This window comes from Streptomyces sp. NPDC002911 (assembly GCF_053591835.1).
Map to the genome: position 1 here is coordinate 1 of NZ_JBSFUO010000018.1, position 15,166 is coordinate 15,166.

Here is a 15,166-nt window from a genome sequence, read left to right on the forward strand (position 1 = left end):
GTCCAGCGGCCGGGGGTTGGTGCTGATGGAGATGCTCGCCGACGCGTGGGGGGTGGCCACGAGAGGCTGGGGAAAGTCGATCTGGTTCGGGCCGGGGCCGATCGGCCCCGGCCCGCGCCGCTTGCGCCCTCGTCCCGTCTCACTGGGCGCCGGGACGCACCAGCCCGCTCTCGTACGCGTAGACGGCGGCCTGTACGCGGTCGCGCAGGCCGAGCTTCGTCAGTACATGGCCCACATGCGTCTTGACCGTCGTCTCGCTCACGAACAGGTCGGCCGCGACCTCGGCGTTGGACAGCCCCCGTGCCACCAGCTTCAGCACCTCCACCTCACGCTCGGTGAGGGTGTGCAGGGCATCCGGGACGGACTCCTCGCCCGAGGGGAGATGGTCGGCGTACTTGTCGAGCAGCCGACGCGTGATGCTGGGCGCCAGCATCGCCTCTCCGGCGGCCACCACCCGGATGGCCTGCACCAGCTCGTTGGCCGGCGCGTCCTTCAGCAGGAAGCCGCTGGCGCCGGCGCGCAGCGCCTCCACCACGTACTCGTCGAGATCGAACGTCGTCAGCACCAGGACCTTCGCCGGGCCGTCCCGTCCGGGACCCGTGATCTGGCGGGTCGCCTCGACCCCGTCCATCCGCGGCATCCGGATGTCCATGAGCACGACATCCGGCTGCAACGCCCGCACCTGATCGATGGCCTGCAGGCCGTCACCCGCCTCACCGACCACCGCGAGATCGCCTTCCGCCTCCAGGATCATCCGGAAACCGGTGCGCAGCAGTGGTTGATCATCGACGAGCAGGACGCGGATAGCCACGTAATCTCCTTCAGGGCCTTCGAGAAGTCGAGAAGGGCCTTCGTGTCAAGGGCCTTCGATAACCGCCGGTCGACCGGCCTCGGACCGGACCGGCTCCATTCTGCCCTGCGCAGCCTCCACCGATTCGGCCGGGCGCACGGACAGCGGATAGACCGGGGGAGTCCCGCCGAACTCGGGACAGACCGCCCGGTGATCGCACCAGCCGCACAGCTTGGTCGGCCTCGGCCGCCACTCGCCCGTCTCGGTGGCCAGCCGGATCGCGTCCCACAGCGCCAGCAGCTTGCGTTCCACCCGCTCGAGGTCGGCCGGGACGGGGTCGTACGTCAGCACGTCACCGCTGCCGAGATAGACCAGCTGGAGCCGGCGCGGCACCACGTTCTTCAGGCGCCACACCACCAGGGCGTAGAACTTCATCTGGAAGAGCGCGCCCTCCGCGTATTCCGGCCGCGGCGCCTTGCCGGTCTTGTAATCCACGATGCGGACCTCGCCCGTGGGGGTGACATCGACGCGGTCGATCACCCCGCGCAGCCGCAGTCCCGAATCCAGCTCCGTCTCGATGAACAGCTCCCGCTCGGCCGGCTCGAGGCGGGTCGGGTCCTCCAGTGAGAACCACCGCTCCACGAGCCGCTCCGCCTCGCCCAGCCACCCCGCGAGCCGCTCTCCCCCAGGGTCCCCCTCGAACAGCTCGGTCAGCTCGGGCTTCGACTCCAGCAGCCGGTCCCACTGGCCGGGGATCAGCGCCTTGGCCTTCGGAGCCGTACGGTCCGCCGCCGGGGCGTCGAACAGACGCTCAAGCACCGCATGCACCAGCGTGCCCCGGGTAGCAGCCTCACTGGGCTTCTCAGGCAGCTTGTCGATGACCCGGAACCGGTACAGCAGGGGACACTGCATGAAATCGTTCGCGCGCGACGGCGACAGGGACGAGGGTGGCTGAGGCGGGCGCGGTTCGGACGTCATGTCGCAGACCCTACGGCCCGCCACCGACACCCATCGGCATACCATCGACGCCAGAGCTCGCACAGCACGATCGTGGCAGCAGCCACCGACCGAAGGGACCCCGTGGACGAGAGCGGCGACAGCGGGCGCCCGCAGCCCGGCGCAGGCGCAGGGGGTTCGGACCCCGGCACCGAACCGGACAAGGGCAAGCCGCGACGCCCGGCAGACCCGGGAGGCGGTCTCCTCATGGGCCGCCCCTTCGGCGTGCCGGTGTACGTGGCCCCCAGCTGGTTCGTCGTCGCGGCCCTGATCACCTGGGTCTTCGGCGGCCAGCTCGACCGCGTCCTGCCGGAACTCGGCGGAGCCCGCTACCTGGTCGCGCTCTTCTTCGCGATCGCCTTCTACGCGTCCGTGCTCGTGCACGAGCTCGCCCACACCGTCGCCGCCCTGCGCTACAAACTGCCGGTGCGCCGCATCCAGCTCCAGTTCTTCGGCGGTGTCTCCGAGATCGAGAAAGAGACGGAGACCCCCGGCCGCGAGTTCGTCCTCGCCTTCGTGGGGCCCCTGCTCTCCCTCGTCCTCGGCGGTGTCTTCTACATCCCGCTCCAGTTCGTCGAAGCGGGCACCGTCCCCGGCGTGCTGCTCGCCGGGCTGATGATCTCCAACCTCATCGTCGCCGCTTTCAACCTGCTGCCCGGCCTGCCCCTGGACGGCGGCCGCATGCTCCGCGCCGTCGTCTGGAAGATCACGGGCAAGCCGATGAGCGGCACCGTCGCCGCCGCATGGGTCGGCCGGGGCCTGGCCATCACCGTCTTCGTCGGCCTCCCGCTGCTCACCCACACGGGCGCCCTCGGGAGCGCCACCGGTGAGATCAGCGGGTTCGAGACCGTCACCGACGCGCTCCTCGCGGCGATCCTCGCCGCGATCATCTGGACCGGGGCGGGGAACAGCCTGCGGACGGCCCGGCTCCGCGAACACCTCCCCGAACTGCGTGCCCGCACCCTCACCCGGCGCGCGGTGCCCGTCGAGGCCGCCACCCCGCTCTCCGAGGCCCTCCGCCGCGCCAACGAGGCGGGCGCCCGTGCTCTGGTCGTCGTCGACGGGCAGGGCAGTCCGAAGGCCGTCGTCCGGGAGGCGGCCATCGTCGGGGTTCCCGAGCACCGCCGTCCCTGGGTGGCCGTCAGTGGTCTCGCCCAGGACCTCACCGACGGCATGAAGGTCCCCGCCGAACTGGCGGGCGAGGCCCTCCTGGACCGGCTGAAGGCCTCCCCGGCCACCGAGTACCTGGTCGTCGAGGACACCGGCGAGATCTACGGCGTCCTCTCCACCGCCGATGTCGAGCGCGCCTTCATCAAGGCCATGGCCCGTCCGTCGGCCTGACGCCCGGGAAACGGCCCCCGAAATACCGGTAGGCTGTTCACATGTCCGAACCGACCGGTGCCGCCCGCCGTCGCGGCCCATTCAAAGTCGGGGACCAGGTCCAGCTCACCGACCCCAAGGGACGCCACTACACCTTCACGCTCGAGGCCGGAAAGAACTTCCACACCCACAAGGGTTCTTTCCCGCACGACGAGCTGATCGGTGCTCCCGAGGGCAGTGTTGTCCGTACCACGGGAAACGTCGCTTATCTCGCGCTGCGCCCCCTGCTCCCCGACTACGTCCTGTCCATGCCCCGCGGTGCCGCCGTGGTCTATCCGAAGGACGCGGGCCAGATCCTGGCCTTCGGTGACATCTTCCCCGGTGCGCGCGTCGTCGAAGCCGGCGTCGGCTCGGGTGCGCTGAGCACCTTCCTGCTGCGCGCCATCGGCGAGCAGGGCATGCTGCACTCCTACGAGCGCCGCGAGGACTTCGCCGAGATCGCCCAGCAGAACGTCGAGCGCTACTTCGGCTCGCCGCACCCGGCCTGGCAGCTCACCGTCGGCGACCTCCAGGACAACCTCTCGGACACCGACGTCGACCGCGTCGTCCTCGACATGCTCGCCCCGTGGGAATGCCTCGAGGCCGTCTCCAAGGCCCTGGTGCCCGGCGGGATCCTCTGCGCTTACGTCGCGACCACGACCCAGCTCTCGCGGACCGTCGAGTCCATCCGTGAGATCGGCTGCTTCGCCGAACCGCAGCCCTGGGAGTCGATGATCCGCAACTGGCACGTGGAAGGCCTGGCCGTGCGGCCCGACCACCGGATGATCGGCCACACCGGCTTCCTCGTCACCGCCCGCCGTCTCGCGGACGGCGTCGAGCCGCCGCTGCGCCGCCGCCGCCCGTCCAAGGGCGCCTACGGCGAAGACTACAAAGGTCCCGGCAGCCGGAGCGGCTCCGCCGCCACCGGCGACTGAGCCCGCACAACGCGCAGGCGCCGCCGCCGAGTTCCCGGCCCCCGGGAGCTCGGCGGCGGCGTTTTCCGTCGCCCAGGGACGGCCCCCGCCGTTCCCCTCGGGTGTGAGGTGTGGCACGATGCTGGCCACCCCTCGCCCGCAGACGTCACTTCGGCACCGCCCATCCAGGCCTCCAGGAACCACAGGAGACATACCGCGTGCAGACCTCCGCACTCCCGGACCTCGCGCACACCGACGCCAAGCCGGTGCACTGGCTCGCCACGGCCACGGCGATGGCAGCCGTCGTCGCACTCGCGGGGCTGCTCCAGCCCGAGGCGGCCACCGCCACGGCCTCCGCGTCCGAGCACGGCGTCACCACACAGCACGGCAGCGCCCCCGCGGCGACCGCGCCCGACCCGGCGGGAGTCGCCTACCCGCTCGACTGCGGCGCCGCCGGGCGGACCGTTGCCGACAGCGCTGCCGGAGACCTCGACGGGGACGGGGGGCCCGAGACCGTGGCCGTCGTCCGCTGTGCCGCGGGGTCCGGCACTCCGCCCAGTGGCATCTACGTCGTGACACAGCAGAGCGGGGCCGCACCCCGGGTCGTGGCGACCCTGGTGGACCCCGCTCAGAAACTTGCCGTCACCGGCTTCACCGTCCGTGACGGCCGGGTCTCGGCGACCCTCCTCGGCTACTCCTCGGCAGACGTACCGCGCTGCTGCCCCGACGAGCTGGAGAGCGCCACCTGGCAATGGAAGGGCAACGCGTTCATCAAGTCCGCCGGCCCTGCCGGGAGCACCGCACGAGGAGTCTGAGCCCGTAACTCCGTCTACTCCGCGTCGGGCCCGAAGACTTCCACATTGTCTGAAACGCGACGTACGTGAATGCAGTCGCCCGGGCATTCCTTGGCCGAATCCACCACGTCCTGGAGAAGGGGCAAAGGCACCGGTGTGGTGGCGCCCTTGTCCTGGAGGAGCTCGTCCTCGTCGCTCTTCACATAGGCCAGACCGTCGATGTCCAGCTCGAAGACCTCGGGTGCGTACTGCACACAGATGCCGTCGCCCGTACAGAGATCCTGGTCGATCCAGACCTCGAGGTCCTGTGTGTCACGGTCGCTCGGAGCGTCCTGCTGCACGGTCATGTGTCCTGCCGTTCCCTGCGTATCTGCACCAATTGAAGCCAGCCCTGACGGGTGTTGAACGGTTCGACGATACAACCGGCTGCTTTCCCCTGCCGAAGGGTGGGTATTCCCTTGGCGTGAGGGAGAGCGCAAGGGTGAAGATCGGACACACTTCCGGGTCTTTGTGATCTAGGGGTTTCAATCATCACCCACCCAGGTAGGGTCAGGAAGCGTCCAGCTCCCCTTGGAGGAGGTGAGGACCGTGGCAGCCCACGACGACGACATCAACCGCGGCATCCGGCCCGGGCGGGGGTCAGAAGACCCAGCCGGCCAGGTTGCCTATCTTGAGCAGGAGATCGCCGTCCTGCGACGTAAGCTCGCCGACTCTCCGCGTCATACGAGGATTCTCGAAGAGCGGATCGTCGAGTTGCAGACCAGCCTGTCAGGCGTGTCCGCGCAGAACGAGCGGCTCGCCGGCACACTCCGGGAGGCCCGCGACCAGATCGTGGCGCTCAAGGAGGAGGTCGACCGGCTCGCGCAGCCGCCGGCCGGCTTCGGTGTCTTCCTGCAGGCCAACGAGGACGACACCTGCGACATCTTCACCGGGGGCCGCAAGCTCCGGGTGAACGTCAGCCCCAGCGTCGAGCTCGAAGGCCTCCGGCGAGGCCAGGAAGTCATGCTCAACGAAGCGCTCAACGTGGTCGAAGCCATGGAATACGAGCGGGCCGGGGACATCGTCACCCTCAAGGAGATCCTTGAGGACGGCGAGCGCGCCCTGGTCGTCGGGCACACCGACGAGGAGCGGGTGGTGAGGCTCGCCGAGCCCCTGCTGGACATCACCATCCGTCCCGGCGACGCCCTCCTGCTCGAACCCAGGTCCGGCTACGTCTACGAAGTGGTCCCCAAGAGCGAGGTCGAGGAGCTCGTTCTCGAAGAGGTCCCGGACATCGACTACAACAAGATCGGCGGTCTGGGGGACCAGATCGAACTGATCCGCGACGCGGTCGAGCTCCCGTACCTCCACCCCGACCTCTTCAAGGAGCACGAACTGCGTCCGCCGAAGGGCATCCTGCTCTACGGCCCTCCCGGCTGCGGCAAGACACTCATCGCCAAGGCCGTCGCCAACTCGCTGGCCAAGAAGGTCGCCGAGGTCACCGGACAGCCCGCGGGGAAGAGCTACTTCCTCAACATCAAGGGCCCCGAGCTCCTCAACAAGTACGTCGGTGAGACCGAGCGGCACATCCGCCTCGTCTTCCAGCGTGCCCGGGAGAAGGCGAGCGAGGGCACACCCGTCATCGTCTTCTTCGACGAGATGGAATCCCTCTTCCGCACCCGTGGGTCCGGAGTCAGCTCGGACGTGGAGAACACCATCGTCCCCCAGCTGCTCGCAGAGATCGACGGTGTGGAGGGCCTGGAGAACGTCATCGTCATCGGTGCCTCCAACCGTGAGGACATGATCGACCCCGCGATCCTGCGGCCCGGCCGTCTCGATGTGAAGATCAAGATCGAGCGTCCGGACGCGGAGGCCGCGAAGGACATCTTCGCGAAGTACCTCACGCCTTCGCTTCCGCTGCACTCGGACGATCTGGCCGAGCACACCGGTTCGAAGGAGGCCGCCGCCCACGCGATGATCCAGTCCGTCGTGGAGCGGATGTACACGGAATCCGACGAGAACCGCTTCCTCGAGGTCACCTACGCGAACGGCGACAAGGAAGTCCTGTACTTCAAGGACTTCAACTCCGGAGCGATGATTCAGAACATCGTGGACCGGGCAAAGAAGATGGCCATCAAGGCTTTCCTCGAGCAGGGCCAGAAGGGCCTGCGTGTCTCCCATCTCCTCCAGGCATGCGTGGACGAGTTCAAGGAGAACGAGGACCTGCCCAACACCACCAACCCGGACGACTGGGCCAGGATTTCCGGAAAGAAGGGCGAGCGGATCGTGTTCATCCGCACGCTCGTCACCGGAAAGCAGGGCGCAGACACCGGCCGCTCCATCGACACGGTGGCAAATACCGGACAGTACCTGTAAAACGCAGACCGGCTGCGGATACCCGGAAGGGCATCCGCAGCCGGCCGTTTTCCCGGCAGCTCCGGCCGCACCCGAACAATGACGTGCTTGATCTCCCCACCAGGCGCAGGAGCGCTCTAGGCTCAGCCGTACCGCCGAGTCGCGCAGTGCGGGGACGGGCACCGCGGACCAGCAGCGGTACTTGAGCGCCGCTCCCGGACGGGAGCGACGCCGGGCAAGGAGGGCCGCATGACCGTACGGCGAGTGATGGGCATCGAGACGGAGTACGGGATCTCCGTTCCCGGTCAACCCAACGCCAATGCCATGCTCACCTCGTCCCAGATCGTCAACGCCTACGCGGCGGCGATGCACCGGGCGCGCCGCGCCCGCTGGGACTTCGAGGAGGAGAACCCGCTGCGTGACGCGCGAGGCTTCGACCTCGCCCGTGAGACCGCGGACTCCAGCCAGCTCACCGACGAGGACATCGGCCTGGCCAATGTCATCCTCACGAACGGTGCGCGGCTGTACGTCGACCACGCGCACCCCGAATACAGCTCGCCGGAGATCACCAATCCGCTGGACGCGGTGCTCTGGGACAAGGCCGGCGAACGGGTGATGGCGAGGGCCGCCGAGCGGGCCGCCGCGATCCCGGGCGCCCAGCCGATCCATCTCTACAAGAACAACACCGACAACAAGGGCGCGTCCTACGGCACGCACGAGAACTACCTGATGAAGAGGGAGACCCCCTTCTCGGACATCGTGCGCCATCTGACGCCGTTCTTCGTCTCCCGTCAGGTCGTCACCGGTGCCGGACGGGTCGGCATCGGACAGGACGGCCACGAGCACGGATTCCAGATCAGCCAGCGCGCCGACTACTTCGAGGTCGAGGTCGGCCTCGAGACCACGCTCAAGCGCCCCATCATCAACACCCGCGACGAACCGCACTCCGACGCCGAGAAGTACCGCAGGCTGCACGTGATCATCGGCGACGCGAACCTTTCCGAGATCTCGACCTATCTCAAGCTCGGCACCACCTCGCTGGTCCTGGCCATGATCGAGGACGGTTTCATCAAGGTCGACCTGGCGGTCGACCAGCCCGTCCGCACGCTCCACCAGGTCTCGCACGATCCGTCCCTGAAACAACTGGTCACGCTCCGTAGCGGCCGGACACTCACCGCGGTGCAGCTCCAGATGGAGTACTTCGAGCTGGCCCGCAAGTACGTCGAGGAGCGCTACGGGGCCGACGCCGACGAACAGACCAGGGATGTCCTGGTCCGCTGGGAGGACACCCTGAATCGCCTGGAGAACGACCCGATGAGCCTGTCAGGCGAGCTGGACTGGATCGCCAAGCGGGAGCTCATGGAGGGCTACCGGCGCCGCGACGGCCTGGACTGGGACGCTCCCCGCCTGCACCTGGTGGACCTCCAGTACGCCGACGTACGGGCCGACAAGGGCCTGTACAACCGGCTGGCGGCCCGCGGGAAGATCAAGCGGCTGCTCGACGAGAGCGACGTCGAGCGGGCCCGTACGAAGCCTCCCGAGGACACCAGGGCCTATTTCCGGGGCCGCTGCCTGGAGCAGTACGCGGACGACGTCGCCGCTGCCTCCTGGGACTCGGTCATCTTCGATCTGCCCGATCGTGACTCGCTGCAACGGGTGCCGACGATGGAACCGTTGCGGGGTACACGTACGCACGTCAAGGAGCTCCTGGACCGCTGCCGCACCGCGGAAGAGCTGGTCCGGACGCTGACGGGGGGCTGAAAGGCCCTCCGGCTGGGAATCAATCAGATGACCTCCGGACGTTGAGGAAAGTAGCGGGCCGATGTCGGACCCCGTAGGTAGGGTCTGATCAAGTGCTTCGAACCGAGCGGGGTGAGCTATATGGCGACCAAGGACACCGGCGGCGGACAGCAGAAGGCGACACGTTCCACAGAGACGACCGAGGAGCAGGCGCAGGACGCGCAGGCGTCCGAGGACCTCAAGGAGCGGCAGGAGAAGCTCAGCGACGACGTCGACGACGTCCTCGACGAGATCGACGACGTACTCGAGTCCAATGCTGAGGACTTCGTGCGTTCGTTCGTGCAAAAGGGCGGCGAGTAGCAGCCGGAGACCCGTTTCGGACCACTCGCCGACGAGCTCGTACCGTTGGCCGGCGCCTCCGTGGGATGCCCTCGCCCGTACCGGGGCGTCCCACGGAAGCGCTTCTCCGGACCCGGGATCATGTTGATCGCCGTCACAGGGCGGGTAGGGTCCGTGGCGTACTGCTGCAACTGCAATTCGGCCAGTGGCAAGTTGGGGGATGATCCTGACTCCTTGCGCAGGGCCATCGCATACCTGGAGGGAAACGCGTGGAAGCCAACACTCGTAGCACCGGGCGTCTACCAGCTGCCTTCCTGACGCCGGGTTCGTCCTCGTTCATGGACTTCCTGTCCGACCACTCACCCGAGATCCTTCCCGGCAATCGCAGCCTGCCGCCGATGCAGGGCGCTATCGAGGCACCGCACGGCACGACCATCGTCGCGGCCTCGTTCCCCGGCGGAGTGGTCCTCGCCGGTGACCGACGGGCGACCATGGGCAACATGATCGCGCAGCGCGACATCGAGAAGGTGTTCCCGGCCGACGAGTACTCCGCGGTGGGGATCGCCGGCACGGCCGGTCTCGCCGTGGAGATGGTCAAGCTGTTCCAGCTGGAGCTGGAGCACTTCGAGAAGGTCGAGGGTGCCACGCTCTCCCTGGAGGGCAAGGCCAACCGGCTCTCCACGATGATCCGCAGCAATCTGGCGATGGCCATGCAGGGCCTGGCGGTCGTCCCGCTCTTCGCCGGATACGACGTCGACCGCGAGGAGGGCCGGATCTTCTCCTACGACGTCACCGGCGGGCGCTCCGAGGAACACGGTTACGCGGCCACCGGCTCCGGCTCCGTCTTCGCGCGCGGGTCGATGAAGAAGCTGTACCGCGACGACCTGACGGAGGAGCAGGCTCTCACCCTGGTCGTACAGGCGCTGTACGACGCGGCCGACGACGACTCGGCGACCGGCGGCCCGGACGTGGCCCGCCGGATCTACCCGATCGTCACCGTCATCACCGACGAGGGCTTCCGCAAGCTGAACGACACGGAATCCGCGGAGATCGCGCGCGCGATCCTGGAGCGCCGGCTCGAGCAGCCCGACGGCCCCCGCGCCGCGCTGCTCTGACCGGCCCGATGCTTCTCCGATGCACTCGTCACTGACAGAAAGGGACGGATAGCCGGTGTCGACGCCGTTCTATGTCTCACCTCAGCAGGCCATGGCCGACCGGGCGGAATACGCCCGGAAGGGCATCGCCCGTGGTCGCAGCCTGGTTGTGCTGCAGTACGCCGACGGCATTGTGTTCGTCGGCGAGAACCCGTCCCGCGCGCTGCACAAGTTCAGCGAGATCTACGACCGGATCGGCTTCGCCGCCGCCGGCAAGTACAACGAGTACGAGAACCTCCGCATCGGCGGAGTCCGCTACGCCGATCTGCGGGGATACACCTACGACCGCGACGACGTGACGGCCCGTGGACTGGCCAACGTCTACGCGCAGACGCTCGGCACCATCTTCTCCAGCGCGGCGGAGAAGCCGTACGAGGTGGAGCTGGTGGTCGCCGAGGTCGGCGCCGGGCCCGAGGGTGACCAGATCTACCGGCTGCCGCACGACGGATCCATCGTGGACGAGCACGGCTCGGTCGCGGTCGGCGGGAACGCCGAACAGATCAGCAACTTCCTGGACCAGCGCCACCGCGACGGGATGTCGCTCGCCGAGGCGCTGAAACTGGCCGTGCAGGCACTGTCCCGCGAGGCCAACGGCAACGAGCGGGAGATCCCCGCCGAGCGGCTCGAGGTCGCGGTCCTGGACCGCACAAGGCCGCAGCAGCGCAAGTTCAAGCGGATCATCGGCCGGCAGCTGACCAGGCTGCTGGACGCCGACGGCGCCGGTGCGACCCCGACGGACGCTCCGTCCGACACGGAGGAGCCCGAAGGCGGCGACGCACCGGCCGCCGCTGGTACCGACGCCCCCGCGAAGGGTGCCGACGGCCCCGACGAGGCTTCGGGCGAGGCCACGAAGGAGTAGTCGGCTCCGGAGATGTTCCGAGGTCGTGCCCTCCGGCCGCCGCACGCGGCGGCCGGAGGGCACGGTCATGCGGTGCGCGGGGGTGCGGTGGAACCCCGTACCACCAGACGGACGGGGAGATCGCTGTGGGCCGCCGTGCGGCCCTCCAGGACGTCCAACAGCGCCCTCATGCCCCGCTCGCCCACCTGTTCGGCCGGGAGGCGCACCGTGGTGAGTTCCGGGTCCACCGCTGTGGCGAGCGCCAGGTCGTCGAAGCCGGTCACGGAGATGTCGTCGGGCACCCGCAGCCCCCGTCCGCGCACCGCCTTGCAGGCGCCGGCGGCCAGGATGTCGTCGTCACAGACGATGGCCGTGGGCAAGGGGCCGGGGGAGGCCAGGACCGTCTCGGCCGCCTCGCGCCCGGCCCGTACGTCCAGGGGGGCGGTCACGGTACGCAGGACGACGCCGGGGACGTCCCGCACGGCCTCCCGCAGCGCCCGGGCGCGCACCGTGAAGGTCCAGGTGTCCACGGCGGACGCGAGGTGCACGATCCGGCGGTGGCCGAGGCCCAGCAGATGGCCGGACACCTGACGCATGCCGTCCGCGATGTCGAGATTCACGCGCGCCGCCGCTCCGTGACCCTCAGGGTCGCTGTCCAGCATCACCAACGGCAGGTCCGCGCCCCGCAGCGCCCCCAGCGCGTCCGCCGCCATCGATGAGGCGATCACCCCGTCGAGCGCCGCACGGGCCGAGGCGAACGGATCCCTGGCGGGACCGGTGCCGTCGGGGGACGGGTAGAGGACCACGCCGAAGTCGTGCTCGGCGGCGACGGCCGCGGCGCCGGTGTACACCCGGGCGAAGAACTCGTTGGTGAGCGCGGGGACGACGAGCAGGGCGGTGCGGGTGCGGCCCAGCCGGAGACTGCGGGCGGCGAAATTCGGCCGGTAGCCGAGGTCCCGGGCGTGGTCGCGGACCCGCCCGGCGGTCGCCGCCGACACCCGGCCCCGCCATTTGTCTCCGAGTACGAGCGAGACGGTGGCCTGGGAGACGCCCGCGGCTCGTGCCACGTCACGGCTGGTGGGCCGGGGTGGGGCGGGCTGCCGCGCGCTGCTCACTCGTGCCTCCGTGCTGGTCTCCGGTCGGATGCGGGGGATGGACTCCCGAGCTGCCCACATGGTACGTATGAACACTGACGTTATACGTAAAACTCCGAGGTCGTGACACCGTCGGGGGAGAGGGGCGGACATGGCCGCGGGATATCTGGACATCCTCCGGGCGCGGCACGCCGGCAGGCTGCTGGCGGGAACGCTGGTGGGCCGGTTGCCGAACGGCACCGCCCACATCGCGATCGTCCTGTTCACCCGTGCCGAAGGCGGCAGCTACACCCTGGCCGGCGCCCTTGCGGCGGCGTACGGTCTCGCCACAGCGGTGGGGCAGCCCCTGCTGGGCCGGGCCGTGGACCTGTACGGACAGCCGCGCGTCCAGTTTCCCGCGGCGGTCGTCTCCGCGCTGGGCATGGCCGCTCTCGCCCTGGCGGGCCTCGGCTCGCTCCCGGCCGCGTACGTGGCGGTCGTCGTGGCCGGCCTGTTCACGCCTCCGCTGGAGGGCGGTCTGCGCGCCCTGTGGCCGACGGTCCTCGGCCGCGAGGACAAGGTGCACCGGGCCTACGCCATGGATGCGGTGGCCCAGGAGATCATGTTCACGGTGGGGCCGCTCCTCGTGACGGTCCTGGTGTCCCTCTGGTCGCCGGCCGCGGCCCTCCTGGTCATCAACGCCATCGGGGTCCTGGGGGCGCTGTCCGTCGTCCTGTCCGAACCCTCCAGGGCATGGCGTTCGGCACCCCGCGAGGCGCACTGGCTCGGCGCACTGCGCTCGCCGGGGCTGCTCGCCCTGCTGGGCGCCTTCTTCTTCGTCGGGGTCGCGCTCGGGTCGATCACGGTGGCCGGCGTCGCGTACGCCGACGATCACGGCCGGGAATCCGTGTACGGCTGGCTGATGGCCGCGCTCGGCCTCGGCGCGCTGATCGGCGGCGGGGTGTACGGGGCGCGGCAGTGGGCCGGGGCGCCCGAGCGCAGGCTGCGGGTCATCGTCGCGCTGCTGGCCCTGGGCTACCTGCCGCTGATGCTGGTGCCCGGTGTGCCCGCCATGACCGCACTGGCGGCGCTCGCCGGGGTGTTCCTGGCCCCGGCGATCGCCTGCTCGTTCATCGTGGTGGACCGGCACGCGCCACGGGGCACGGTGACCGAGGCGTTCTCCTGGCTCGTGACGACCTTCGGGGTGGGCGCGGCGGCCGGGACGGCGGTGGCCGGCCCGGCCGTGGAGATCGGCGGGACGGCGTGGAGTTTCGCCGTAGCCGGGGCCGGTGGAGTGGCGGCGCTGCTGGTCCTGCTGGCCACCGGAAGGGTACTCGCAGCTCCCGGGCATACGCCCGCAGTTGTGGCCAATTCGGAAAATGATCGAAACGGTGCTGCCGAACCCGGTTTCAGCTCAGGCCATAAGGCGTAATGTTCAGTCATGGACCGCCGCATTTTCGGGCTGGAGAACGAGTACGGCGTCACGTGCACGTTCAGGGGACAGCGCCGACTGTCACCTGACGAAGTGGCGCGCTACCTCTTCCGCCGTGTTGTGTCATGGGGCCGCAGCAGCAATGTCTTCCTGCGGAACGGCGCCCGCCTGTACCTCGACGTGGGATCGCATCCGGAATACGCGACACCCGAATGCGACAACGTGACCGAACTGGTCACGCACGACAAGGCCGGCGAGCGCATTCTCGAGGGTTTGCTCGTCGACGCCGAACGCCGCCTGCACGAGGAGGGAATCGCGGGCGACGTCTATCTCTTCAAGAACAACACCGACTCGGCTGGAAACTCCTACGGCTGCCATGAGAACTACCTCGTGGCCCGGCACGGAGAATTCTCCCGGCTCGCGGACATCCTCATTCCGTTCCTCGTCACCCGTCAGCTGATCTGCGGTGCCGGCAAGGTGCTGCAGACGCCGCGCGGAGCCGTCTACTGCGTGAGCCAGAGGGCCGAGCACATCTGGGAGGGCGTCAGTTCCGCGACGACGCGCTCCCGTCCGATCATCAACACCCGGGACGAACCGCACGCCGACGCGGAGCGGTACCGCCGCCTCCACGTCATCGTCGGTGACTCCAACATGTCCGAGACGACCATGCTCCTCAAGGTCGGCGCCACCGACCTCGTGCTGCGCATGATCGAGGCGGGCACGGTGATGCGTGACCTGACATTGGAGAACCCGATCCGGGCCATCCGCGAGGTCAGCCACGACATCACGGGGCAGCGCAAGGTGCGCCTCGCCAGCGGCCGAGAGGCGTCCGCCATCGAGGTTCAGCGCGAGTACTACGAGAAGGCCGTCGACTTCGTCGAACGCCGTGGCATCCGCACCGGCACCGTCGACCAGGTCCTCGAGCTGTGGGGCCGCACGCTGGACGCCATCGAGGCCGAGGACCTCGACCGGATCGGCACCGAGATCGACTGGGTCATGAAGTACAAGCTCATCGAGCGGTACCGGGCGAAGCACAACATGACCATGTCGAATCCGAGGGTCGCTCAGATAGACCTCGCCTACCACGACATCCACCGGCGGCGCGGGCTCTACTACCTCCTGGAGCGCAAGGGCCAGGCCACCCGGATCTGCAACGACCTGAAGATCTTCGAGGGCAAATCGGTGCCCCCGCAGACGACCAGGGCGCGGCTGCGCGGCGACTTCATCCGCCGGGCCCAGGAACAGCGGCGGGATTTCACCGTCGACTGGGTCCATCTCAAGCTCAACGACCAGGCGCAGCGCACCGTGTTGTGCAAGGACCCGTTCCGTTCCGTCGACGACCGGGTGGAGAAGCTGATCGCGGGCATGTGATGCGGGAACAGGAATGTCCCGCCCCGTAGCTG

The 15,166-nt window shown here is 68.9% G+C and carries 14 protein-coding genes and 1 pseudogene; 11 read left to right on the forward strand and 4 right to left on the reverse strand.

Annotated elements, in window-relative coordinates:
• Positions 1 to 139: 139 nt before the first annotated feature.
• On the reverse strand, positions 140 to 811 hold the full coding sequence (locus ACWD04_RS24030) for a response regulator (protein WP_451135123.1): 672 nt from the start codon (positions 809 to 811) through the stop codon (positions 140 to 142).
• Positions 812 to 856: 45 nt separating this feature from the next.
• Positions 857 to 1,702, reverse strand: coding sequence for a RecB family exonuclease (locus tag ACWD04_RS24035; RefSeq protein ID WP_451135293.1), 846 nt, complete (start codon positions 1,700 to 1,702; stop codon positions 857 to 859).
• Positions 1,703 to 1,870: 168 nt separating this feature from the next.
• On the opposite strand from ACWD04_RS24035, the gene ACWD04_RS24040 reads away from it, so the two are divergent.
• The 3 genes from ACWD04_RS24040 to ACWD04_RS24050 all read left to right on the forward strand — a co-directional run bounded on the left by ACWD04_RS24040 (position 1,871) and on the right by ACWD04_RS24050 (position 4,874).
• Positions 1,871 to 3,127: a site-2 protease family protein gene (locus ACWD04_RS24040; protein ID WP_451135295.1), complete on the forward strand. Its 1,257-nt coding sequence runs from the start codon at positions 1,871 to 1,873 to the stop codon at positions 3,125 to 3,127.
• Between the two features lie 41 nt (positions 3,128 to 3,168).
• Complete coding sequence (locus tag ACWD04_RS24045) at positions 3,169 to 4,080, forward strand: tRNA (adenine-N1)-methyltransferase (RefSeq protein WP_451135125.1); 912 nt, start codon at positions 3,169 to 3,171, stop codon at positions 4,078 to 4,080.
• Between the two features lie 197 nt (positions 4,081 to 4,277).
• Positions 4,278 to 4,874 (forward strand): hypothetical protein, encoded by a 597-nt coding sequence (locus tag ACWD04_RS24050; protein WP_451135127.1) that lies wholly within the window; start codon positions 4,278 to 4,280, stop codon positions 4,872 to 4,874.
• Between the two features lie 14 nt (positions 4,875 to 4,888).
• Here the strand turns inward: ACWD04_RS24050 and ACWD04_RS24055 are convergent, their stop codons facing one another.
• Entirely contained in the window at positions 4,889 to 5,200 is a 312-nt protein-coding gene (locus ACWD04_RS24055) for a ferredoxin (RefSeq protein WP_451135129.1), read from the reverse strand.
• A 241-nt stretch (positions 5,201 to 5,441) separates the two neighbouring features.
• Between ACWD04_RS24055 and arc the strand changes: the two genes are divergently transcribed.
• The 6 genes and pseudogenes from arc to prcA all read left to right on the forward strand — a co-directional run bounded on the left by arc (position 5,442) and on the right by prcA (position 11,279).
• On the forward strand, positions 5,442 to 7,208 hold the full coding sequence (arc, locus tag ACWD04_RS24060; RefSeq protein ID WP_451135131.1) for a proteasome ATPase: 1,767 nt from the start codon (positions 5,442 to 5,444) through the stop codon (positions 7,206 to 7,208).
• A gap of 228 nt (positions 7,209 to 7,436) precedes the next feature.
• Complete coding sequence (dop, locus tag ACWD04_RS24065; RefSeq protein ID WP_451135133.1) at positions 7,437 to 8,948, forward strand: depupylase/deamidase Dop; 1,512 nt, start codon at positions 7,437 to 7,439, stop codon at positions 8,946 to 8,948.
• Between the two features lie 120 nt (positions 8,949 to 9,068).
• Complete coding sequence (locus ACWD04_RS24070) at positions 9,069 to 9,287, forward strand: ubiquitin-like protein Pup (RefSeq protein WP_359477102.1); 219 nt, start codon at positions 9,069 to 9,071, stop codon at positions 9,285 to 9,287.
• A 119-nt stretch (positions 9,288 to 9,406) separates the two neighbouring features.
• Positions 9,407 to 9,584, forward strand: a pseudogene (locus ACWD04_RS24075) (endonuclease domain-containing protein); the annotation flags it as partial.
• Entirely contained in the window at positions 9,536 to 10,381 is an 846-nt protein-coding gene (gene prcB / locus ACWD04_RS24080; RefSeq protein WP_451135135.1) for a proteasome subunit beta, read from the forward strand. The pseudogene ACWD04_RS24075 and the gene prcB, both read left to right, overlap by 49 nt.
• A gap of 55 nt (positions 10,382 to 10,436) precedes the next feature.
• Positions 10,437 to 11,279, forward strand: coding sequence for a proteasome subunit alpha (prcA, locus tag ACWD04_RS24085; protein ID WP_451135137.1), 843 nt, complete (start codon positions 10,437 to 10,439; stop codon positions 11,277 to 11,279).
• A 65-nt stretch (positions 11,280 to 11,344) separates the two neighbouring features.
• Here the strand turns inward: prcA and ACWD04_RS24090 are convergent, their stop codons facing one another.
• Positions 11,345 to 12,373: a LacI family DNA-binding transcriptional regulator gene (locus tag ACWD04_RS24090; RefSeq protein ID WP_451135139.1), complete on the reverse strand. Its 1,029-nt coding sequence runs from the start codon at positions 12,371 to 12,373 to the stop codon at positions 11,345 to 11,347.
• A gap of 130 nt (positions 12,374 to 12,503) precedes the next feature.
• On the opposite strand from ACWD04_RS24090, the gene ACWD04_RS24095 reads away from it, so the two are divergent.
• Together ACWD04_RS24095 and pafA are read left to right on the forward strand one after the other, a co-directional pair.
• On the forward strand, positions 12,504 to 13,763 hold the full coding sequence (locus ACWD04_RS24095; RefSeq protein WP_451135141.1) for an MFS transporter: 1,260 nt from the start codon (positions 12,504 to 12,506) through the stop codon (positions 13,761 to 13,763).
• 9 nt (positions 13,764 to 13,772) lie between these two features.
• Positions 13,773 to 15,134, forward strand: a complete 1,362-nt coding sequence (gene pafA / locus ACWD04_RS24100; RefSeq protein WP_073751411.1) for a Pup--protein ligase — start codon at positions 13,773 to 13,775, stop codon at positions 15,132 to 15,134.
• The last annotated feature ends 32 nt before the right edge of the window (positions 15,135 to 15,166 follow it).